This is a genomic window from Verrucomicrobiales bacterium (assembly GCA_016793885.1).
In the GTDB taxonomy this organism is placed as follows: domain Bacteria; phylum Verrucomicrobiota; class Verrucomicrobiia; order Limisphaerales; family UBA11320; genus UBA11320.
This window is the reverse complement of record JAEUHE010000226.1, coordinates 22413-46370: the sequence shown is the minus strand read 5'-3', so window position 1 is coordinate 46370 and position 23958 is coordinate 22413. Positions and strand designations below refer to the sequence as shown.

General features: G+C 59.2%; 17 protein-coding genes. 9 read left to right on the top strand and 8 right to left on the bottom strand.

Annotated elements, in window-relative coordinates:
* The first annotated feature begins 325 nt into the window (after nt 1-325).
* The 5 genes from JNN07_24780 to JNN07_24760 all read left to right on the top strand — a co-directional run bounded on the left by JNN07_24780 (nt 326) and on the right by JNN07_24760 (nt 5077).
* Nucleotides 326-1495, top strand: a complete 1170-nt coding sequence (locus tag JNN07_24780; GenBank protein ID MBL9170971.1) for an LptF/LptG family permease — start codon at nt 326-328, stop codon at nt 1493-1495.
* Between the two features lie 363 nt (nt 1496-1858).
* A complete protein-coding gene (locus JNN07_24775) occupies nt 1859-2197 on the top strand; it encodes a hypothetical protein (GenBank protein ID MBL9170970.1) in 339 nt (112 codons plus the stop codon).
* A gap of 265 nt (nt 2198-2462) precedes the next feature.
* Nucleotides 2463-3263 (top strand): ABC transporter ATP-binding protein, encoded by an 801-nt coding sequence (locus tag JNN07_24770; protein ID MBL9170969.1) that lies wholly within the window; start codon nt 2463-2465, stop codon nt 3261-3263.
* Nucleotides 3230-4006 (top strand): ABC transporter permease subunit, encoded by a 777-nt coding sequence (locus tag JNN07_24765; protein ID MBL9170968.1) that lies wholly within the window; start codon nt 3230-3232, stop codon nt 4004-4006. The genes JNN07_24770 and JNN07_24765 overlap by 34 nt, the downstream gene beginning before the upstream one ends.
* Nucleotides 4007-4024: 18 nt before the next feature.
* Entirely contained in the window at nt 4025-5077 is a 1053-nt protein-coding gene (locus JNN07_24760; GenBank protein MBL9170967.1) for a tetratricopeptide repeat protein, read from the top strand.
* 129 nt (nt 5078-5206) lie between these two features.
* Here JNN07_24760 and JNN07_24755 read toward each other — a convergent pair whose 3' ends face one another.
* The 8 genes from JNN07_24755 to JNN07_24720 form a co-directional block, all read right to left on the bottom strand.
* Nucleotides 5207-11776 carry a choice-of-anchor M domain-containing protein gene (locus tag JNN07_24755; protein ID MBL9170966.1) on the bottom strand — a complete coding sequence of 2190 codons (6570 nt, stop codon included), beginning with the start codon at nt 11774-11776 and terminating at the stop codon, nt 5207-5209.
* 51 nt (nt 11777-11827) lie between these two features.
* Complete coding sequence (locus JNN07_24750; protein ID MBL9170965.1) at nt 11828-12574, bottom strand: hypothetical protein; 747 nt, start codon at nt 12572-12574, stop codon at nt 11828-11830.
* A complete protein-coding gene (locus tag JNN07_24745) occupies nt 12571-13410 on the bottom strand; it encodes a hypothetical protein (protein MBL9170964.1) in 840 nt (279 codons plus the stop codon). Before JNN07_24745 ends, JNN07_24750 begins: the two co-directional genes overlap by 4 nt.
* 7 nt (nt 13411-13417) lie before the next feature.
* A complete protein-coding gene (locus tag JNN07_24740) occupies nt 13418-14266 on the bottom strand; it encodes a choice-of-anchor M domain-containing protein (protein MBL9170963.1) in 849 nt (282 codons plus the stop codon).
* A 38-nt stretch (nt 14267-14304) separates the two neighbouring features.
* Nucleotides 14305-15357, bottom strand: coding sequence for a hypothetical protein (locus tag JNN07_24735; protein ID MBL9170962.1), 1053 nt, complete (start codon nt 15355-15357; stop codon nt 14305-14307).
* 28 nt (nt 15358-15385) lie between these two features.
* Entirely contained in the window at nt 15386-16639 is a 1254-nt protein-coding gene (locus tag JNN07_24730; protein MBL9170961.1) for a GTP-binding protein, read from the bottom strand.
* A 213-nt stretch (nt 16640-16852) separates the two neighbouring features.
* The gene (locus JNN07_24725; GenBank protein ID MBL9170960.1) at nt 16853-17338 is read right to left on the bottom strand and encodes a hypothetical protein; all 486 of its coding nucleotides are present in this window, start codon (nt 17336-17338) and stop codon (nt 16853-16855) included.
* Between the two features lie 71 nt (nt 17339-17409).
* The gene (locus tag JNN07_24720) at nt 17410-18792 is read right to left on the bottom strand and encodes a hypothetical protein (GenBank protein MBL9170959.1); all 1383 of its coding nucleotides are present in this window, start codon (nt 18790-18792) and stop codon (nt 17410-17412) included.
* 212 nt (nt 18793-19004) lie between these two features.
* Between JNN07_24720 and JNN07_24715 the strand changes: the two genes are divergently transcribed.
* From JNN07_24715 to JNN07_24700, 4 genes are all read left to right on the top strand, one after another.
* The gene (locus JNN07_24715) at nt 19005-19361 is read left to right on the top strand and encodes a hypothetical protein (GenBank protein MBL9170958.1); all 357 of its coding nucleotides are present in this window, start codon (nt 19005-19007) and stop codon (nt 19359-19361) included.
* 342 nt (nt 19362-19703) lie between these two features.
* Nucleotides 19704-21053, top strand: a complete 1350-nt coding sequence (locus JNN07_24710; GenBank protein ID MBL9170957.1) for a GTP-binding protein — start codon at nt 19704-19706, stop codon at nt 21051-21053.
* Between the two features lie 29 nt (nt 21054-21082).
* The gene (locus JNN07_24705) at nt 21083-22051 is read left to right on the top strand and encodes a hypothetical protein (protein ID MBL9170956.1); all 969 of its coding nucleotides are present in this window, start codon (nt 21083-21085) and stop codon (nt 22049-22051) included.
* Between the two features lies 1 nt (nt 22052).
* Nucleotides 22053-23939, top strand: a complete 1887-nt coding sequence (locus JNN07_24700; protein ID MBL9170955.1) for a protease modulator HflK — start codon at nt 22053-22055, stop codon at nt 23937-23939.
* Nucleotides 23940-23958: the final 19 nt, after the last annotated feature.

Genomic DNA, 23958 nt, shown 5'->3' with positions numbered 1-23958 from the left:
GAAAAACTCCAGGAATGAGCTGGCAAATTTGGCGAAAGATGGCGAAGTTCGCCTTGGCTGGCTTGTTTTGTGTTTTCATCTCTGCCGTGTGGCAGAGCTACAAAATAATGCCAGCCTTTCTTTTCCTGTGGGATGCTAGTGGATTACGATTACGATTACGAGAGGACGGGGACAGGCAAACGCTCACCCGCTCCCCACTCCCCACTCCCCACTCCCCACTCTCCACTCTCCACTCTCCACTCTCCACTCGCTAACCTCCCAACATCGAGCTTGCCTCGGTCGCATCCGATTCTGAGACTGCAGGGGTGAATTTGATCGAACATCCATGAAGACTCTGCACTGGTACCTGCTGCGCCAGGTTCTGGCGACCCTGGCCATGACGGTGCTGATCTTTACGTTCATTCTTCTCTTGGGAGAATCCCTGAAGGAGATGCTCGCGTTGCTGGTCAACGGCCAGGTCAGCATGTTCACGCTGCTGCACGCCATAGCGCTGCTGTTGCCCTTCGTGCTGGTGTTCGCGCTACCCATGGGCTTGCTCACCGCCATGCTCTTGGTCTTTGGAAGGTTTAGCGCCGATCAGGAACTCACCGCCGCGCGGGCCTGCGGGGTAAGCCTGGTGTCCCTCATCTTTCCTATACTGGGTCTGAGCGTCGTTTGCGCCGGGGTCTGCGCCGCGATCAACATGGAATTCGCCCCGCAGTGCCGCAATGCGTACAAGAGCCTGCTCCTGAAGATCGGCACCGACCAGGCCACGTCGTGGTTGTCCGAACGTACCTTCATTCGGGATTTCCCTGGATGTATCCTCTACGCGGGCAAGGTCGACGGCCTGAAGCTCGAAGATGTGCTGTTCTATCAACTGGATGCCGAGGGCAAAAAGAAGAACTACCTGCGTGCAAGCCAGGGCAACATCGAAATCGATCGCACCAACCGCACTGTCAGCCTGACGCTGTTCAACGGTTGGGAGCTGATCTCGGATAGTGGACCTGAGCCTGCCTGGCACTCGTTTGCTGAACTTCAGGTACCCACTATCAACATCCCCTCCGGCTTCTCCGATAAGCCCCGAATCAGCAACATGAGTTCCCGCCAGCTGTGGCAGGAACTTCGAGACCTAGAAAACCGCCTCCAGACCGTACCGGGCGTCGGAAAGCTTACCTCCCAGGAACTGCAGCAACAACTCAAGGCCTCCTCCACCGCGACCAACGCCCTTACGGAACCCATCAAGCTTCAGATTCATAAACAGGCTTCCTTCTCCTTCGCCTGCGTCGGATTCGCTCTCGTCGGGATCCCCCTGGGCATTCGGGCGCACCGACGGGAAACCAGCGTGGGATTCGCCCTATCGCTGCTTATCGTGCTCGCCTACTACAGCTTCTTCATCCTGGCCCAAACCCTCGAGACCCGGCCCGATCTCTATCCCCACCTCATCGTCTGGATCCCCAACTTCCTGTTTCAAGGCCTCGGAATCGTGCTGCTTCGCCGCGCCAATACCGGGGTGTAGCCTTCACCTTTACCTCCGAAAACGGGGGCCACAAGTTGGGCAATACCACATTTTCTCAACTGGGAATTAGGGGCCCGAACCCGCAGGGTTCATAGAAATAAGCCGGGGGTGCCACTGCGCTACAGGCCCCGGCTGATCTCTTTGAGCCCTGCGGGTTCTCGGCCGCGGATACAGACACTCCCCCTCAGGGTAATGAGGGTCTTCCTTCCAAGTCTTTGCGGATCCGCGTTGTCCGCGAAATCCGTGGTCAGTCCATTTCCTGGTTTAGGTTTACCCCCCTTCAGCCTGGCTCCGAATTTGCTTAGCTGACTGAAGAGAACTCCGCCTGCTGCGGAAGCAGCAGAAAGTGTCCCCTCTTAGGATATGAGTGCCTCAATCGACGACAGTCGGAATGAGCGAAAGGCGACGTGGAGGAGCTGCTTCGGAGCAGCTCTCGCCTTGATTCTTGTGCTCGCGTTGTCGTGTGCGGCAAGCCCACAGCTTCACCATTGGCTCCACGGTGACGAGGCCGCCGACTCAGACCACCACTGTCTGGTGCTCACGCTGCAGCTGGGCAAAATAGAAATGGCGGACACGGCAGCCGTCGAGGTCGTTCGTCCCGAAAGAAACCGTGTTGATTTCACGCCGAATGGCTTCTCAGCCATTTCCTGCGGTCGGATTCACCCCTTGCCGTCCGAACGTGGCCCTCCCTCCTCAACCTGACGGAACCGTCGCGCTGACTCAATAAACAGCGGAACTGTCGGCGGCTCAGCACCATTCGCCGAGTGGGAACCAGGGGCGTCCAGCCCGACTCAGGCAACACCGGTCAGGACATCCCGCACGATTGCCCAGTCAAGTATTGCTGATCCGGACCGATCTCTAGTCAGGCCGACTCGCACAGGCGCCCAGCCGGCAACCACGACAAATCAGGACCCCCACGACAGAAAGTTGATAAGACACAGTTCGAAAGATGTAGAGAGAAAGACCTATGACCCAGAATACTGAACCCATTCTTAGAACGGAGAAACTCCGCGTGGAGTTCACTTCACGCGAACTCAAAGAAGGGAAAAAAGTCGCGCTGGAAGGGTTGGACCTGGCGGTGTACGCCGGCGAGGTTTTTGGATTCCTCGGGCCTAACGGAGCTGGCAAGACGACCACGATGAATGTGCTGCTCGGTTTCACCAACGCCACCAGCGGATCGGCCTATCTCTTCGGCCAGGATGTCCGCACGCCGATCGCCCGCCAGCGTATCGGATATCTCCCCGAACTGACTTACTACTACAAGTTTTTAACCGCGGAGGAACTGCTGCGTTTCTACAGTCGCATCTTTAAGCTGAGCCGTTCCGAACGGGATAATCGCATAGACCAGGTCCTAAAGCTCGTTGAGTTGGATCAAGCGCGGAAGCGCCCCATCCGAACCTATTCCAAAGGGATGCAGCAACGCGTCGGGATTGCGCAGGCCCTGATCAACAACCCCGATCTGTTGATCCTCGATGAGCCGACGAGTGGCTTGGACCCCATCGGCCGCATGGAGGTCCGTCAGCTCATCCAACGCTTGAAGAGCGAAGGCAAGACGGTGTTTTTTTCGTCCCACGAACTCGGCGAGGTCGAAACGGTCTGCGACCGGGTCGCCATCCTCTCCAAAGGCCAACTCAAGGCCGCTGGAAATGTACAAAGCCTCATCGCGTCCAATGAAACCAGCTTGGAACAAGCCTTCCTAAGAATTATCGGAGCAAATCTCAACCCCTCTCTCACATGCACACCATCCTCGCAATTGCTGGCGTCGTAATTCTCGAGATGATCCGACGCAAGGACGTCTATGTCCTGCTGTTCCTGACCGGGCTGATCACTCTGTTGCTGGCTTCAGTGGACCTGTTTGGTGACCCGAAGATCGTGCGGTATCTTCGTGAGATATGTCTCACACTGATTTGGATCAGCTCCATCATTATCTCCATCACCACGGCGGCGCGTCAAATCCCGTCCGAAAAGGAGAGCCGCACCTTGTTCCCCCTGCTGGCCAAGCCCGTGACCCGGGGCCAGGTCATTCTGGGAAAGTTCTTCGGCTGCTGGGCGGCCTGCGGCATTTCACTCACGGCCTTCTACGCATTTTTCTGCCTGGTTAACGGAGCCAGGGACGGAACCTGGCCGTTGGCGAACTACTTCCAGGCTTACTGGCTTCACTGCGTCTTCTGTGGAATCGTGGTGGCACTCACCCTGTTCGGATCGGTGTTCTTCACCGCGGTTTCCTCGAATTCCACGATCATGTTCGTCGCCGTCACAACCGTGCTGATCTTGGGTCGGCACCTCCACAAAGTGGCGGTAAAGACCGGCGGCGTGGCTGGAAACGTTCTGGACTTCATGTACTTCGCGGTCCCCCACCTCGAATGGTACGATGTGAGGGATCTCATCGTGCACAGCTGGCCGGTCATCAACTGGGGAGTCATACTGACCGACACTCTCTACGGAGCGGCCTACGGAAGCCTGTTCCTGGTGCTGGCTTGGCTCAGGTTCCGTCGTATGCCCCTTAACTAAACTGAACTAGGGACGATTATGAAACCCTCCCAGCCGACAACAACTTCCGACCGTGACAGTTCCCGAGGCGTGGCCGGAGCCTCCATTCTCTTTTCGGGAGCAGTGTGCTTGGCGAGTCTGGTGCACCCACACCACGAGGAACTCCAGAAGATGAACCCTCATCGGGACGACCCGCTTACCGGCGTCCTGGGCGAAGGGAGAAAGCTCTTCGCCAATCACTTCTACATCAAGGCGGATGCCTACTTTCACAGCGGCTTCTACCCTACCATCTTTGACAATAGGCAGTCGCATCAAACACCGCATATTGCCGAAGATGCCGGGGTACAGGAAGGCAAGAACACCGGGGACGAAGAGGACTTCCTGGGCGAGGCCAGCGGCTGGATTGACAAGCACAGTCGGAAACATTTCCCCTCCGTCCACACCCACCTTGGAGAAGATAGCCCCGGCGCGGCTCAGAACCACCAAGCCCACAATCACGATCATGACCATGACCATGATCATGACCATCAACATGACCACCATGAAAAGGATTCCGAAGCCGACTCGAGCGGGACGGAAAGGGAAATTTTGCCCTGGCTCAAGCTCAGCTCCCGGCTGGATCCGAATCTCATCGAGACCTACACTGTGGGCGCGTATTGGCTGAGGCGGATCAACAAGCATCGAGAAGCGGAGATCTTTCTCCGCGAGGGCATGCAGGCGAATCCCGAGAGTGCGGAAATTCTGTTCGAACTGGGACGCTGCCGTTTCGATGCGAACGACCCAGCGCGGGCACGCAATATTTGGGAGCATAGCTGGAAGCTCTGGCAAAAGCAGGAAAGCGGCAAGGATCCGGAGGTGCAGAACCGGTTTCTCTCCTCTCAGATTTTGTTGAATCTCGCCCGGCTCGAATCGAAGGAGAACAACCGCGAACGAAGTTTGTACTGGCTGAACACCGCACTACCTTTGGCGATCAGCCCGGACCAGATCAAACAGCGCATCGCGGATGTCGAAGCAGGGCGCCCATTCGAGGCCGATAGACCTCACGCCTCGGCCGCCGAGCACCCGCCCGAGGCGACCTCACAGCTAAAATAGCGGCTCCACCAGAATCGTTGGTCCCAACAAGGTGTCAATGGCTCCGGAAAGGATGAGCATGGCCGCTGTGAGTGAGATTCTCCACAACCCGCCTGCGCGTTGGCAGCGCAGGCGGGTCTAATCGGAATCTCAGTCCCGGACCCCGGCGTTGACGCGGAAGAAAGCGCGCCCGCCACCGGCAGGCACGCTGATTTCTTTCAGACGTCCGGTGCCGAGGAAGGCGGCGCCTTCATCGGTCCACGGGCCAGTGACGGCTGGGGCAGACTCAAGGTGATAGGTCAGGCCGTCTTGCGTGACGAAGCTGATCGTGACGTTGCCGCCGCTCCGAGCGATGGCCAGCCGGCTCTCGATGCCGATGACCTCGAAGCAGTACTCGACCTCCCGGCTCTCGATCAACCGGCTGCCCGCCACCAGGGTGCCGCTCGCTTGGAATTTCACCCGATACAAGCCGGGCGCGGTGAAGGACCAGTTGAAGTCCTCGTGGCTGCGGGCGAGGATGGACTTCACGTCGGCGGCCGTAATGCCGTCTCCGCTGTTCATGTGGACCTGCGGGACACCGAAGCCGTCGATACTGTAGAGCGCGAAATGCCCAGGACCTTCGACCCCCTTCAGGGTGAAGCGCAGTTCGTCGTTCACGAAGAGGCCCTTCTCAATCTCCTCAGCCGCGAGGCCGAGGAAGAGCAGTTTGGGATTCTCGACGCCAGGCAGCACCCACACGGGCGTCCCCACCGGGCCGAGAAACGCAAACGCCGTGTTTGTTGGAACCACCCTCTGCGTCAGCGGCGGCAGGTTGAGCACGGCCGCGTCCGGTGAATACTCGGTGTCCGTGTCCTCCGCGTGGACCTCGAACGCAAACGCGCCGCCTTCAAAAACCAGCCCGATGTCGGTATGGCCCCTCTTCAGGCGCGTGGCGGGCTTGAGCAGAACGGAACGCGAGGAGCCATCGGACAGGCGTGTGGCGCCGCCGGCGATCCAGCCGGGTTCGTTTACTCCGTAGGCCACCGTCACTTCGAGGCCGGTTCCAAAGGGTATCAACGTGTTCAGATCACGCATCCCGGTGGCGGACGTCCACACCCAACCGTGCGTGGGGTCGCCGCCGGGGACAAGATTTCCCCAACCGGTCACGACATCGTTGGTACTGATGCCAAAGGCGTAGGTATTGTCGCCACCCAGCGAACCAAGGTCGATCATGCCCGCGCCCTGTTCCCAAAGAAAGGCGTGTTGAACTCCGCTCGTGGTCCGGGAACGGCCCACGACCTTGCCCGCCTCACTGACGGCGAAAGCGCGGCTGTTGTTGCCGCCGAGCGTACCGAGATCATCGGTCGCCACGTTCAACGGCCCGGTGCCGACATGACGGAACGCGCGCGTCTCCCCGTTGCTCAACTGCGCCCAGCCGACAATGACGCCGGAGTTATTGATGCCTTCCGCGCCGCTGGAACTTCCTCCGAAGGTGCCGAGGTCAATCGTTGGGGCGTTCGTGAAGGATAGGAACGCCCGCATGGAGGAGTCGGGCAGATCAAGCGTGCCAACCGTGGTTCCATTGTCGTCCACATCCTGGGCCGATCCGTTCTGGGCACCGAGAATCAGGGGGATGGGCTCGAAGAGGAGGTTAGTGCCGAGGCGATAGGGGACATAGGGTTCAAAATCGCCGGCTGGAGTCGTCGTGGTGCCCACTATCCAACCCGTTTCACTGATGGCATCGGCGCCGGCCGTCCGGCCACCGAACAAACCAAGGTTCTTAAGGTGTCCGTCCTCCCAGAGGAAAATGGGATGGTCAATGTTGTTCGACAGGCTGGAGCCTCCCACCACCACGCCAGCGTTGTTCACATCGATCGCCGTGTTGAATTCCGTGCCGCCAAACGTCCCGAGGTCGATCACCTTATAGACGAAGCTGTCATCCGGTTGCGGAGGCTGGGACAGGCGAGGCGCAGGCACAGTGAAGGTGTAGTACACCACGTCGCTCTGTACCTCCTGATTCCCAGCGACCAACCTCCCTCGCACCTGGAAACCGATGCGATACGTGCCAGGCGCACTGAAAGCCCAGTTCAGATCCGTGTGTCCGCCCGCAAAGACCTGGAAGAAATCCGCCGCCCGAATGCCGTCGGCACTGTTCATGTGCACAACTGGATTTCCGAATCCATCCACCGAATACACTGCAAAATCACCCGCGCCCTGGACGCTGACCAGTTCCATGCGCAGCATGTCGCCGACGAACACGCCAGCCTCGATCTCCTCCGCTGCGAAGCCGAGGAAGAGCAGTCTCTCGTCCTCCACCGCCGGCAGAACCCAGGTCGAGTACCCTGGCTGCCCGAGAAAACTAAAGGCCGCCGTATCCGGAATCGGCTGCTCCGCAGGTTCCCCCACACACAGCACCGCGCCGCCCGGCGCATATTCCGTGTCCGTCTCCTCGTCGTGAATGTGCAGGTCAAACGCACCCTCCTCGAAGGCGATGCCGATGTCCGTGTGTCCGCTCGACAACTTGACCGCCGGACGTGCGATGAAGCCAAGGCGACTGCCGCCCGCGTCCGCGTATTCTCCGACGACCTGGCCCAGATCATTCAGACCGAACACTTCGACCTCAACCGCCCCAGGCGGGCTGAAGACGACTGTATCGCCGTTGGCCCGCCGGAAGAAGCCAGCCGTGTTGGTGAACCCGTTGTTCACCGTACCGGCAATCTCGCCCAGGTTGTTGATATCGCCCGGCAATGTGTGTTCCCAGCCCGCTACCGTGAAGACATTCGTCATGTCGCCCGCAAAGATCACGCCTTGCAGTGTAAAGCTCTCGTTCCATTTCCAACCGGTCATGTCCCCGGCCTCATTCATGCCCCGCGTAACCGTGCCCACCGGCGAACCCACAAAAAGATTGGTCGTCAGTGTGCCATTGGTAGCTCGGCGAAACGACCGGATGAAGAACGGATCCTCGAACCAGTAGCCGTTGACCTGCCCCGCGTCGTTGATACGCCAGGCATAGGTGAACGTCTGGTCCGGACCGTCGATGGTGGTGATGGCGCCATTCGTCTCACGGATGAACCCGTGCTGGATCTCCGGATTCGTGGCGTTGCGGTAAAACCCGGCCACCCGGCCAAAGCTGTCGATTCCTCCGGGGAACGTGGCCGTCGTCCCGGTCACATTGAACACGGTTCGTTGGCTGCCCTCCTGAATGAACCCCTGACTGATGCCGCTGCTGTCCTTGTATCGTCCAACCAGCGTGCCGTCATTGCGAATGTCAGAGAGCAACGTCTCCGTGCCGCCATCGATGTCCACGGTCTCGAACGTGAATGCAGGCATCGGCCGACGCCCGCTCATACCTGGCGGAACAATGTAGGGCTGCATCCCCGATGGAAGATCGATCGCGAAGTAAATCGTTTCAACTCCGCTCTCAATGTAGGGATCCTTACCAGATTCGTAGACCCCGTTTCCATTCGCGTCGCGATAGCCGGATACGATGATATCAGCTTCGTAGATGCCGGGCTTCGTGAAGGCGAAGTTGAAATGTTGATGGCTCCCTTCGAGGATGGCGAGCGTGTCCTTCGAGGAAATTCCGTCAGAAGTGGCCCACCAGACCACGGGACTGCCCAAAGGCGAGACGGTATAAACCGAGAGATGGGCTCCTTCCGGGGCGCGCACTCCGGCAAGTCGCACATGGACCCATGGACCGCTGGCATTCACACGGGGATCGGAGTTGAAATAGGCCGCAGCAGTGCCGCCCGGAATGCCTTCGCCGCCGACGCCGAGCTCCGGGAGAGTGGGAATGGCACCATTGTCTGGCCACACGTAGAGGGGTTGCCCCGCTCCGACCCCAAGGAAATCGAATTGCGAACTGCTGCCTCGAGCGGATAACCCCTCTGCCCCCCCGTAAATCAAAACCTCCTGAGGGTCATGGACGCCGAAGTTGTCGCTGTCGATCACCACGTTCCACCTGTTCGACTCGTAACCAACCGCGATATCGCCGTGGCCCGATGGATAGAAAGTCGTGATGGTCCGCGCTGGCCCGCGCAGTAATGTGAAAACCTCGCCGCCTTCGAACCCGCTCCCGAGCGCTACGCCATTGGCGTCGGTCAGACTTGCCTCGGGAAGAAGGGTCAGTCCGATGGTGCCGCTTCCCGAACCGGTACGCACGCGGACCGAGTAGATGGCCCCGCTTCCGGACACTTCGCTTACCGTCGCTCCGGTGATGGCACTCGATGCCACAATGCCTAAATCTGCCGTGTCAAAACCGTCCACCGGCTCATTGAACGTGATGACGAAGGAGACTTCATCAGCATCGGTCGGCGTCGCTCCCGAACGCTGCAAGGACGCCACAAAGGGTGCAGAACCTGAGACCACCACCTTTCTCCAGGTCTCGGGGGTGAGGCTAAGATTCGCCGCACCTTCGTATGGATCGAGAATTGTTCCACCGTTCAGCCGAACGGCACTGGAAACCAGGGCCACGCCATCAGCGTCCGCATCGGATTCAGTGATCGTGTAGCGGAAGGTCAGTGAAGGTGTTCCGGAACCCGCGAGATAGTCGACCGTGATCAGCTGGGTCCCGACCTGAAGATCAATTTGGGGCGTGCCACTGACCACGACGGGAAAGCCGAAATACAACGTGGTATCCAGATACTGGCCGAGCAGATACTTGCCGTCCGCCGGAGGCACCACGACGTTGGCGCTAGAACCGCGCTGATTCTTGAACAGAAAAACCTGCCCACCAGAGAAACTCGCTGCGGCGATATCCTTGTCGCCGTCGCCATCGAAGTCCGCCGATGTCAACATACTGACCTGCCCAAGCGATTTCGAAATGAGCAACGGGGCGCCGAAGACGCCGTTCCGCTGATTGGCGCTCCAGTAGAAGTCTGGCGCATTGCTATAAGTGGCGACTGCCACGTCGAGATCACCATCCGCGTCATAGTCATCCACGGTGACCGCATATGGACCAGACACATTGAAGGGAAGAACCTGGCGCGGGCCGAAGGCGGCGCCGCCCTGATTTCGATACCACGACACCTCCTCGGCAACATACTCGAGCGAGACAATATCCAGAAGGCCGTCCCCATCCAAGTCGATGACGCGATCCACTCCTCCTCCGTCCCCAGCCGCCATTGTCTGTTTCGGTCCTAGCACGCCGCCGCCTTGGTTCAGATACCAAACTATCATGTCGTTGCGATAGTCACCTAGGATCAGGTCGCGAAGCCCATCGCCGTTGATGTCGCGGACGAACACGCCGCCAATCCCGCCAAAGCCGGAAACAAGAACGGTGCCGGCCGCGAACCCGTTGGTGAGTCCGCGATACAGGATCACGTCCGAGCCGCCGTCGGGTGCTGCGAGAACATCCACTCGTCCGTCATCATCGAGGTCGGCGATTTCCAACCACGGCCCAATATTGTTGGTGTCGAGCACGTGCTTGCTGAACGCTCCGGAACCGCTGTTCTCGTACCACGCGAGCGTACCCGAATACATGCCGCCCAAGGCATCCATGTCACCGTCGCCGTCCAGGTCTCCAGCCTTGCTGAACCAAACACTGTCCGCCGCACCGTCGATCACCTGTTCGTCGCCAAACGCACCGCCTCCGAGGTTGGAATACCAACTAATCCGATTGGCACCGTAGGCACCGGCCAGCACGTCCAGATCACCGTCCCCATCCAAGTCAGCCGGTGAAAGACTCGAGACGCCGCTGAGCGCGCCGCCAACAGCCAACGGCAGGGAGAATGGAACCAGGTAACCGGTAGCCGCGAACGGCGTTGCTACAAACGGGGTCGTCGTGTTGGAATTGGTAACATCGGCGTAGGAGCCAGAAATCTGACCGGCGTTGTTGATGACCCGACCGGTTCCAGGCAGCACCGGATACTCGAAGGAGAAGTCCGCCCGCATTACCCAAGTCCTGGAAACATTGGCTAGATCCCGATAGGTGCCGAGCACCAGGCCGTTGTCGCTGATGGAAAAGGCGATCCCCGAGGCGAGGCCGCCCGGAGGATTGAGCGGGACAATCTGCGAGTACACCCCATTGCGGAGCAAGTACGGCCGGTTGACCGCGTCCTCCAGCTGATAGTGCCCAACGATGTCCCCGGCGTCATTGATCCCGTAGGCACGGGTCAACACAGCGCCGGGAAAGTGGATCTCGGCGGAGACACCGTTGGTGTGAACGAAGCCTCGGATTAACCCGAAGGCGGTGAGGTCGCTGCGCGTTTCGCCGACGAGATGCCCGAGATTGTTAATTTCGGAAATCGACGTGCTGGCGACTCCTGGATAGTCAAAGGGCTCGATGGTGCCGTCAGCCCGCCGAATGAAGCCACGCGTCTGGTTGGCCGGAGCGCCATTGGTTCTATAACGTCCGACCAAGTCCCCCGCGTCATTCAGGCCCTGGGCAACCAGCCCGGGATTGCTCGTGGCGACATTGACATGGGTGATCTCCACGTAGTTCCCGAAAAAGTTGTCGGCAAAGAGATACGAACGAATTAGGCTGGTGGTGGCTACGCGACCCCGATTGTCCATCGCATTGGCAAACCCACCAGTTTGAGCCGGGTTACCCACTTTGACATAGGAATAATCCGTCGCGCGGGTCGACGGGACGAACGTGGCGCACAACAACAGCAGCAGGCACAGCCAGGGGCGGCGCGCGTTGACTAAGGTCCGAGTCAGGATGGACTGAGGAAACGAGGGATTCTCGGAGCCCATCCTAGGGAGTCCACGCTGGGAGGTTTGCTGATCTCGATACTTCATATCTGATTTGGGTGGTTGGGTTATGGATTCAGTTGAGTAAAATAGGGGTCGTCAGTTGTCGGGAAAGGAGCGGACACGGAAGTAGCGATGGCCGGAGGTCACGTCGACACTCAGCAGCGCTGGCGTTCCGCTGCCGGAAAGTGGGCTACCTTGGGCGGCCCACGGTCCGGTTGGGCTGGTGGCGCTTTGAAGCTCGTAAGCCAATCCTTCAAGGGTTTCAAACGAGACCATGCCGCCGTCGGTTGAGAGCCGTAACTCCAAACGGGTGGGCAGGACCGGGGCAAGGGTCACCGTGTATTCGGGTGACGAAAGAAGTCCAGCCGTGCCCGTGTCGACGAGTCGAAAGACGACCCTGCGCTTACCGATAAACCCCTCCCCCACCACCGTGCTGTCAATGAAGAGGATAGGATGGTTGTGGAGGTTTCCCGTGGCACCAACACGCAGTCGCTCCCCAGCATCGTCGGCAAACACAGCCGCCGGCGCGGTGAACGACCGCAACGACAGCCCGGCATCGATCGCCACCACCTCGAGAAACACATTGGCCCCGCTCGAGAGCGGTTGGAGAAGGGTTACCGGATCCGCTTCCACGACTCCGTCAAAGCCCAAGCCCGTGCTGGACCAACCGCGGAACGGGCCAGACGACACCGGAGACAGAAAGAGTGTGCGGACGGGAACGTTCATCGCCACCAAAGTCCTCGTTGCCGTCTGTCCAATGAGAATGTCCCCCGCATGCTGCGCGCTGGCGGAGACGAGGCTGACGAGGGCCCACAGCGACAGAATCGGAATTAGGCGTTTCATGGGGATCTCACTCGGAAGAAGCTATTCCTGGCGTCCGCGATCAGCGGTTGTTCGTGACGACCGCCGTTACCGGCAAACGCCGGGCCATACTCCCTCCACGGCCCACCAGGCGTGGGCGCGGAGACAAATTGATTCGTGAGACCCTCTAGCGTGAACAGCGATAGTGAAAGTATGCCATTCGTCCCGTGCTCCAACGTCAGTCGCATTTCCTGCGCCGCACGAAATTGGTCCACGGCGGCCGTGAACGCCGTTGGCGACAAACCATTGTTGAACACAAGATGCACGGGCGGCGCAGAGGCGTACTGCGGGGAGCGCAATGTCAGTGGGAAGCTGTAGGCACCAAGTGCGGGCGGAAGTCCGTTCGTCGCACGCAAGGTAAACACAAAGTGGGTATGGATGCTGCCGCGGGTGCCCGTCTCAGCGATCCGGTAGCCAGGCACAAACGCCTGATCGCGACGAATGGTCACCAGGTTCGCTGGGCCGAACGGTCCTGGCTCAATAAACTCCATGACCTCGGTGAAGACGTTCGTCGATGCCCAGGTGTCCCCATTCCAGAGCTGAAGCGGCCCAGTGATATCGAACTCGATGGAGTCTTGAAACTTGAAGCCGCTGCCGGCGAAGCCTGGGTTGTCCGTAGCCCACACGGTACCATCACCCCGCACGTCGTTCTCACGAAGATCTCCAGTATGGAGAACCGCACCGACACGCAAGCCACTTTGTGTGTGGGTAATGACAATGTCGGAATGGGCGGCGGAGAGCATCCCCCCATCGAGAGCAAGCCCCACCGACAGCGAGATGGCCATCAAGACGCGCTGAGTCAGCTTCATAAGGTTCATGGGAAGTCTACGGGACTAGGATGGCGGCTCGGAACAGGGTCATAGGAGGGGTGCGGTCAATCGATGCAATCGGAACTCGTGGTTGGACGGGAGTGACCTCGCTCAGCAGATTCCACTCGAATCCGTTCACGCTGGTTTCAATCCTCAAGGGAAGCCCAGGGGTCGTTTCCACAACAATGGCGGCGGGATGGTCCGTGGAAGCCGAGATCAACTCGAAGCGCGGGCCCGGGGGAGGTTGAACATCGAACCATATCCAACCTGTGCTCTTCACCTCCGCGACTTGGCCTGAACGCAAGGAGCCCTTCGCCTCAAACTGCACCGCATATCTGCCGGGATGACTGAAGAGCCAATTGACGTGGCGGTGCGTTCCCGGCCCCACCGAGAGAATCTGAACATCATTGCTTCCCAAGCCATCTCGGGTGTTCCAAGCCGGAGTCACCCGACCAAACGGATCCGTTGAGTAGGTGGCCATGTGGCCTGGGCCCTCGACCGCCAGCAATCGCAGTTGGATGGAATTGTTGACGAAGATTCCCCGGGAGATGCCCTCCGCCGAAAAACCAAGAAACGGCAGGCCCAACACGGGCGACTCGGGAATCAGCCAAACGTGACCACCCGCGGCCCCATACAGCGAGTGCGGATCGGAAACCGCCGGGATCTTGACCAAGCTCCAGTAGGGCACCAAAACCGGATTCTCTTCGAGTTTGAGGCGTCCGTAATTGAGATCGTAGATGGAAAAGCTCCATCCCGCGGCTGGGTCATAGTTCACCTCCAAATCGAGGTGATAGAACCCATGGCCGCGTCCGGCTCCCAACAGGCAGAGCAACCAAGCAACGCATAGAGCACGAAACGCAGCCATGGGGTCAAAAGTTCAAAGGGGAGTCGTGTCGGCGCACCTTAGTTTCCCTCGAGCTTTCTCAGGCGGAAGAATTGGCCCGGTTCATCGGCCGGTAGCACTAGCGATGCGCTGCCGGTCTGGGCTGCGCCTTCGCCAGCGCCCACGGAATCCACGTTCATCGCCTGGGTAACCGCCGTCCAGGGGCCGTCCGGCGTTGGAGCGGATTCCAGGACATAGCCAACAGTAACCGCCGGAGCTTGAACCCGCACCGTCCGCTCAATACTCACGCTCGGGGCTCCGACCACACGAAAGTCAAAGAAAGAGATTCCCGACTCCGGCACTCGAACGGTTCCCTCGCCGCCGCTGATATCGACAAAGCGGAACGCGGCCGTGTAAGGCCCAGTCGCCGCCGACGCCTCGGCCCAGAAAACCGGCTGAAAGTCGAAATCGTTCGCATCACCCAGCACCACCCGGTCGCCCGGGTTCGTCACGACGTCCATTTGATTCCCAAGCCCGATGTGCAGTCCCGGGCTAAGCCAAACCAGCTCAAAGGCCAGAGTGGATGCCGGGATCGGTTTGGAGTAGACCGCGTTGTCGAAGTTGCCGAAGTTTGGAAAGCGGTTGAACAGCATATGCCATTCGGGAGATCCGTAACCAAACTCATTCGTTGCGGTGGCGGTGCGCTCGTATCGAAGCGACTGAACCGAACGGAACCTCATAGTGCTGTAATTCTCTGGGGTGGTGGCACTCACCAACTTCCCCGCCCAGACTCCCTTCCCAGGAACCAGGGTCAACGGGGCTTGCCGAGTGGCCACTTCGGGAATTCGAGCGTTCGAATTGGTCGGCACAATGGTGAGGTCGTTGGTCGGCCCCGAGTAAGAAAAGCTGCCCAGATTGTGGAAGTGATTAGCCAGCCGGTTTTCCGCGGAAGGATGCGGAAAAAAAAGAGTGATGTGTCCACGGTTCGGATTGGGCAGGCCGCGATAAATCGCCGGAGCGAACACCCCAGGGAGATCGTCATAGCCGATGTAGTAGCCAGAGATGTCGGCGCGGGCCGAGTTAAAGGTCATCGCCAAAGCAGCGGCGACAATCAGAGTTTTTACGTTTGTCATTGGGTTTGGGTATCGTTGTTTGTCTGTGTCAGGAATTGCTCTCGGTCTTTTTCTCGTTCACGGGCTCGAGTTGTTTCCATTGGGGGAACGGGTCAGGAAACTTGTCCCAGGAGGCCGTGCCACGTTCCATTTCCGAGTCGGTAAGCAGACAGGTGTCGAGGGCGGAGCGCATCCGCTTCTCCTCGAGTTGCTGGCCGATAAAGACCAGTTCCTGGCGGCGATCGCCGTGCGGCTTTACGGAGAATCGCTTGATTTCGGCGAGCGAGACTTTGTCGGTCGGCCAGTATTTCTTGTGCACCGCGGCCCACCAGAATCCCGCGCATTGATGAACACCGGTGCCGCCGGCCTGTTGCCATAGCCCAGCTTGGTCCATTCGCGTCGCTAGCCAGAAGTGACCTTTGCTGCGCAGCAGGCCGGGCCAGGTTTGGTGAATGAACTTCCAAAATCGACGGGGATGAAAAGGTCGCCGCGCGCGATAGACGAAGCTGCCAATGCCGTATTCTTCAGTCTCAGGCTGTTCCTCGCCGCGCATGACCTTCATCCAACCTGGCGCCTGCTGAGCAGCGCCAAAATCGAACCGCTTGGTGTCGAGCACCTCCTGAAGAGGAACTTGACCCTGTTCCGACTCGACGATCCGGGCGCGGGGGTTGAGCTTGGCCAGGATCGCGCGCAGGGACTTTCGTGCTGCGGCGGTTACCAGATCGGTCTTGTTGATGACTATGACGTCGCAGAACTCGACTTGATCGATAAGGAGATCCGTCACAGTGCGCTCGTCATCGGCGTTGAGGGCTGCGCGACGCTTCTTCAGCGAGTCGGACTGCTTAAAATCGCGCAGGAAGTTCTTCGCATCGACCACGGTGACCATGGTGTCGAGGCGGGCGATCTTACTGAGGGTTTTGCCGTCAGTGTCCGTGAAGGTGAACGTCTCCGCCACAGGCAGAGGCTCGCTGATGCCGGTTGATTCGATGAGCAAGTAGTCGAACTTGCGCGCCTTCGCGAGCTTGGCGACCTCTTTGAGCAAGTCCTCCCGCAAAGTGCAACAAATGCAGCCGTTCTGCATCTCGACGAGCTTTTCTTCGGTGCGGGAGAGCTTGGCACCACCATTGGCAATGAGTGCCCCGTCGATGTTGACCTCACTCATATCGTTGACGATTACCGCGACCCGGAGTCCCTCTCTATTGTGGAGGACGTGATTCAGCAGGGTCGTTTTGCCCGCGCCGAGAAACCCGGACAGCACCGTGACGGGTAGTAAGCGAGACTTGGAAATAGACTTTTTGCGCATAGGATTTGCTATATTTCAGGCCCTTACGCCAACCGTAGACACACGAACTCAGCGAGGGGACAGCACTCAACAACCGTCCGGATGCAAACCACCGGACGAACAACGATCAAGGTGACTAAGATTCCGAAGGAGATTTAAGGAGGGGGGAGAACAGACACTTCGCTAGGGACACAGCGGGCGGGAAATCCGCAGGCAGGATCAAGCGATGCAGGGTCAGCTCACCCGATAGGAAAGTGGAGGACCGCAGCTAAAGGGAAGAAGGTGAAGCAGGCCGCTTGGTGAAGTCTCCAAGCAAGGCAGAGGCAACAGCAACTCAACGACCTCAAAGGATGGCAGTTCACACCAGGCGGTGAACAAAGCCATCTGACCCAGGGCGAACAACTGGACCGCGCAGCCAGCGTCTTCGTCATCCGATGAAGAACCACAAGGAGCCCCGGAGCCAAAAGTTGCCGAATGAGCGGTGGCGGCAGCCTCCGCATGGGCATGGCCGCAACCGCTGTGACCCACGTGCGCCCGCGCCCATAGATCCTGGGAAGTGACTCCCCGACCGGCGGAGGGGATGGGATGCCCATGAAACCTTCGATGCGCATCCGCATCCTGCGAGAGCCACAACAGCAGCACCAGAGCGGCCAACTGCAACAGAGCCGCAAAAGCCACCCCAGGGTGACGATCCAGCGAGTTGAGTTGGCACGACTTCATTTGCAAATCGTTTGCACTACATCAAACCTCCGCTCAGGTGACAAGCTATTTCGATTTTTTTTGTAGTTGAGCTAATTCCTAATCGCTCGGAAGTAGCGCTGGAGTTTTCCCTGAGTGGAATAGAGTCGTGAGATCTTGTTTCCACCGCCGGTGACGACCGCCTCCACCGTGCTCCACTCCACGAGGTCGGCTGAGCCTTCGATGCGATAGCTCACCCCACGCGCTGCAAAGAACTCGAATTCGACGGCGGTGCGGATCACAGCGGAGCCATCAGGCGTGCTATCGGCGGTGGTAGGGTTAAAGCCCGCAGTCACTTCCACCCCATCGTTAAACCCATCCCCGTCGGTGTCAGCGACGGATGGATTCGTGCCCGTGTCGGCGTTGTCCACAAAGGATCCCGTGTTCGTTTCCACCCCGTCCCCCAGGCCATCATTGTCGGAGTCCGCCTTCAGAGCATTGGTGCCGGTGTCCCCCACGCCCACATAAACCCCGGTACCCGTTTCCACTCCATCGAGCAGCCCATCGCCGTCGGTATCAGGGACATTCGCTTTGGTGCCTCGATTGGACTCAGCCAGGTTGCTCAATCCATCACTGTCCAAGTCCAGGGCCGCGTCGTTGACCTCAGGATTAAGCCCGTTGGCAGCTTCATAGCCATTCGGCATGCCGTCGCCATCCGTGTCGTCCGCCGCACTGACCACTTCCACTTGAACGCTGTCAAAATCCCCGAAGGTGTTCTCAGGCGCACCGTTGATGTCGGAACGCTGCTGAAACAAGGCCACCGTAAAGCTGTCGCCATAGGCCTCTAAAGGAAGATTCGGATTGAAGGCATCGAACAACGTGACGGCCAACGGTTCCCCGGAGGAGGAGAGTGTCGTTAAACTCGTCCCATCCGCCGTGATCTCCAGAACGAAGGTCCGGAAGGCCTCAGCCCCGCCGTTCGGATCATTGGGCGGAAAGTGCACGAAGGCGGCCCGCTTGTTCGCGCTTCCTTCGCTATCGACGTAGAAATCACCCCAATCCGGGGCGCTGGGCCGATTGGCCCCAGCGGAAGCCTGGGTGAAGTTCCCCGATGAGCCGAGAATAGAAACACCAGCCGAGGCATCGGAAGCGCCCCCCTCCCCTGCCCCCGTCTGATTCAAGGGACGCAGACGGGCGCTCACCCGCACCAGAGTCACGCCCGACAACGGAAATGTAGTGGCAGTTTGAATTCCAACAATTTCCTCGGCCCCGCCCGCAGCTGAGCCCATACGAAGTGATTTCCCATCGTTCCCCAGGCCAACGATCCCCAGCGAAAGCTCGGGCGCGCCGGCTCCATGAGGCTGCCATTGCTCACCGATGGAGAAACTCGTGAAGGAGTCTTCAAAAACGACCGCCGCCTGCGTCGCAGACGAAATACCCAGAAACAGAGAGGCAGCCACCCAGGCAGCCGACCGCGTGACAATGAGTTGAGTCATAAGAATTCTCGATTGGATTGTGATTGAACGACCGCTCCCCCCGCACCGATTCGACGATCACTCCTCCTCAGGAAGAACGTCGGCACGGAACCGGAAGGGAATGCACCGACCTTACAAAGTATCCCCGCGCTGACCAGCGGAAAGCGGGCGTCATTTGCTTCTGGCCTTGACAGAACCAAACCCCTAAGTTTAATTGCTAACGATTTGCAATTATGACATCGCAACCCAAACCACCTTCTGCACTGATGCGGATCGGCGGCTGGACCCAGCTTTTCCTGCTGGGAGCGATGCTTTGGTTAGCTTCGGATCACGAGGCGCATTCCCGTCTGCATTCGCACGGCGGGGATCATGCCCACTGTGCCGGCGACGGCCATGCGCAGGATAGCGACGAGCCTGAGGGCTGCGTGATCGATCTTTTTGCGCACGGCAAGCTCTCCTTGGATGCGCACAACCCGAGCCGATACAGCATCACCCTGTCGGAGGCACTAGTCGCACGGCCAGCAGAGCTTCCATTTCACTACCCACCTCCCTCATATCTCAGTCCCTTCACCTGCGGTCCCCCCTGCTGACGGTTATCCTCGACGATTTACTCCTAATCTACACCCGCAGAGGTCATGAACCTCAGGTCGTGGTCCTGGAGCCCTCCCATTCAGAAGTCAGTTCCCTAATCAGCGGCAGCGCAGCTAGCGAGAGTTATTCGTTTGGATGACAAATCAGTGCCTGGGGCGTGTTGTGTTCACGTTCCTTCCCGCACTGAACCGAGCCCCGCCCGTCGCACCAGCGTGGGCGGGGCTCCCCCAGACCAAGACGCGCTCGAATCGCCATGAAAATCGAGATCCTCAGCAATCGGCCTCGCAAGACGACGCAACCCTAGCCATTACCTCAAAGATTTCTCCTCACTAAACCTTCCAATGCATCTCACAGACAAACGCATCCCGGTCACTGTGCTGACCGGCTTTCTAGGGTCCGGTAAAACCACCCTCCTCAACCGAATCCTCACCGAGCAGCACGGCCAGCGCATTGCCGTGATCGAGAATGAATTTGGAGAAATCGGCATCGACAACGAGCTGGTCATCAATGCGGACGAGGAGATCTTCGAGATGAACAATGGATGCATCTGCTGCACTGTGCGCGGCGACCTCATCCGCATTCTGAACAACCTCGTTAAGCGCAAGAACCAGCTCGACCTCATTTTGATAGAAACCACCGGGCTCGCCGATCCGGCTCCGGTGGCGCAAACCTTCTTCGTCGATGAGGACGTGAAGGAAAAATTTCGCCTGGATGCGATCATCACCCTGGTGGACGCCAAACACGTGTGGCATCACATCGACTCAAGCAAGGAGTGTCCCGAGCAGATCGGCTTCGCAGATCGGATCATTCTCAACAAGACCGACCTGGTCTCCGAGGCCGACCTCGTGAAGGTTGAAAAGCGCATCCAGGCGATGAACTCGCAGGCCCGAGTGTTTCGCGCGCAAAATGCGAATGTGCCCCTCAAGGAGCTCCTCGCTTTATCGGCCTTCGATCTGAGCGAGAAGCTGTCCGTGTATCCGGATTTTCTGAAGCCCGAACTGCCCTACGAATGGGGTGGCATCTACTCCCTGAATGCAGGGATCCATACCATTCGCCTCCAGGCGGGCCCTGACCCATCCATGGGCTTGGCCCTCTTTGGGATTTCCGATGCAGGCTCCAACAGCTGGGAGCAAGCCAAGGAGTCGGCCGTTCATCCATTCAGCGCCCCCGCCGCGCAGCGGACATCCGGGGCCTCGTTCAAACCAAGTCCGCAGCTGAACGAGCTGCAACTGAACGAGAACGGCGGCACGTTTACCGTCGAAATCCCGTCTCCCGGTTCGTACGCGGTGTTTACCCAGCATGGCCCGGATGAGTTTGGCATGACACTCTCCAGCGGAGACCAGGTCCTCAGCCCTTCGGCGATGGAGTCCTTTGCCGGCCACCACACTCACGATGACTCCGTAACCTCGGTGGGCATCAGCGAGCCCTGCCCGGTGGCTCCTGACAAACTGAACGAATGGCTGGGGACCCTGCTTCGGGAGAAGGGGCAGGACATTTATCGGATGAAGGGCATCATCCATGTGCAGGGTCAGGACTGTCGCTTTGTGTTCCAAGGAGTTCACATGCTCTTCGATGGCCGGCTGGACCGCCCGTGGAAGCAGCAGGAACAGCGCTGCAATCAGATCGTGTTCATCGGGAAGAATCTGAACCGAGCCGAGCTGGAGAGTGGTTTTCGCAGCTGTTTGGCCTAAACGGAGACCATCGCTCTTCGCTCCCGCTCATGTCTCTCCGCCGCTATCTCATGGTTGCTGCCGGAACTGCGACCGACCTCTTGCGTCAGCCGATCAGCCTGATACTCCTCCTAGGCTCCCTGGGGTTCATGGGCCTCATTGCCAATGTCTACTACATCGGGTTTGGAGATGACGGGCGCTTGGTGAAGAATTCGATCCTCGCCCTCATTCTGCTCACGGGCCTGTTTAGTTCGGTGACGAGCGCGAGCAGCACCCTGGCCAAGGAAATCCGGGGAGGGACGGCTCTCGCCGTGCTGGCCAAGCCAGTCTCGCGATCCGGCTTTCTCTTGGCGAAATTCTCGGGCCTGGTGTTGGCGCTCGGTGCCCAAGTCGCAATTCAGCTCATCTCCGCGCTTACCGTCTCGAGGCTGGCGCCCTCGTCGCAACAAGAGTCCAACAGCCCCGAGTTTACCCTCTACTTTCTGGCGCTCCTCGCGGCCCCGATGGCGGGAGCGGCCGTCAACTACTTTGCTCAGCGTCACTTCATTAGCAGTTCAATCCTGGCCCTGGCAGTGTCTGCCACGGGCATCTTCTCCCTCACCAGCTTCATGTCGCCGGACGGCCAAACAGAAACCTTCTGGAATCGAACCGACTGGCGAATGCTCCAAGCGGGCGTCTTGATCTGGCTGGCCATCCTGGTCTTGGCAGCCGGCGCTCTGGCCTGCTCGACCAGGCTGGACACCTTGCCGACGCTGGGCCTCTGTCTCAGTATTTTCGTCTTCGGCCTGATGTCCGACTATCTGTTCGGGCGAGCGGCGCAACAGGGATCGACGCTGGCCAACCTCTGTTACAGCTTGGTGCCTAACTGGCAGCTGTTTTGGACCGGCGACGCCCTGGGCGCTGAGAAAACCATCCCCTGGAGTTATGTAGCGAAGACCTCAAGCTATGCCGCCGGGTGGGTGATCGGGCTGCTCTCGATTGGGGTATGGCTCTTCCAGGATCGTGACCTGACCCGCTGACATGAGTAACACCAACCCTTCCAAAATCATGGCAGCCGGAGCGGTAAGCCTTTTGCTCACCGGCGCCGCCGATATCGCGCTCTCGCTTCACAGTCACTCCGCCACCGGCCGAGTCGGGGCCTGCATGGCCGCCATCGGAGCCCTCGTCGCCTTGACGAACTGGATGCAACTCCGCCTCCAGGAACGTGAGAAACGGGAACGGCGGGAGTTTGAATCGGTTCAGCACCAAAAAGCTGGAAGCGCGCTGTTCAGTGAAACTCAGCAAACCTTCCGAGCCGAGCAAGCTCGGGCCAGCTTTGATCGCTGGATCGCACCCCTTCTCACCCTCCTGATTGGCCTGACCCAGATTGGGCTGTGCCTCTGGCTGTGGCGCCTGCGATCGTCCTTTAAGCCACTGCTCGCCGACCGCGTCGGGCTGGCTCTGGCAGTCTTTGGCCTTCTCAGCCTGATTCTCTTCCTATTCGGAAAGTATGCCCTCATCAAAGCCCGCTATGAGGGAATTCGCTCATTGAAGCCGGTGGCGAACTTCGTGCTCTTGCTCGCCTTCTTGAACGGCCTAAGCGCTGTCGCTGCCGGCTGCCACTGGGCTGGAATTCCCCAAGCGGATGGGCTCTTAGCCACCGGTTTCATCGGACTGCTCGGACTGCTCGGCCTCGAGACCGGCATTCACCTGGTGCTCGGCTTCTATCGCCCCCGATCCCAACGATCGGAGGCTCCTCCCGTTTACGAAAGCCGGCTTCTCGGTCTGCTGACCGAACCCGAAACTCTCTTTCATACTGCCGCTCAATCGCTCGACTATCAGTTTGGGTTCAAGGTCTCCGAGACCTGGTTCTACCGATACCTCGAGCAGCGATTGGTCGGCTTGGTGGCTCTCCAGCTGGCGGTGGTCTGGATCTCGACCACCTTGGTGATGATTGAACCGCATCAGGAAGGGGTGCGTGAACGGTTCGGCCAGGTAAACACTCAGCAAACCACCCTCGGACCGGGACTCCATTTCAAGCTCCCCTGGCCGATCGACCACATCGAGATCCGTCCCACGCGCCAACTCCAGCAGATCAATCTGGGGTTCCTGCCTGACCCGGAGCTGCAGAAGGAAAAGACGCTCCTGTGGACGCGAAGCCACTACAAGGAAGAGTTCAACCTCTTGGTGGCAACTCAGGACGAAATCCCCGTGTCGTCGTCCTCTTCCCAGGAACAATCCGTCCCCGTGAACCTCATCACCGTCAGCATCCCGATGCAGTTTCAGGTGACCAACCTGCTGCAGTGGGCTTACCGCCATGCGAACGGCGTCCAGCTGCTGGAGTCGCTGGCCACCCGGGAAGTGGTCAGATACCTGGTCACGGTGGATGTTCATCACCTCATGTCCTACGGACGACTGGAGGCGGCGGAGTCGCTCCGACGTTCCATCCAAGCGGAAGCAGAACGTCACCAGTTGGGAGTGGAGATTCTCTTCCTGGGACTCCAGGACATCCATCCGCCAGTGGAGGTCGTGAGCGCTTATGAAGGGGTGATCGGAGCCACCCAGGAGCGCGAGACCAAGATTCTCAAGGCTCAGGGTTACCAGGCGGAGCACGTGCCCATGGCTCGCGCCGAGGCGTTCAAGAAGGTCGAATCAGCCCAGGGTGAGCGACGTTCACAGATCCTCTCCTCGGCCGCGAAATCCGAGCGGTTCCGTCATCAGCTGGCGGCTTGGAACGCTTCACCCGATGTCTATGCCCGACATGCCTATCATGAGACCTTCCATCGGGCCACCGAGGGAGCGCGAAAGTTCGTGCTCATGACCACCAACTTGCACGAGCACTATTGGCTCAACTTTGAGGACAAGCTCCGGCCAGATCTTCTGGACGTAACGGTCCCGCCCAGCCGAAAGCCCAGCGAACGCAACTAAGACGCCCCCCCCATCACTC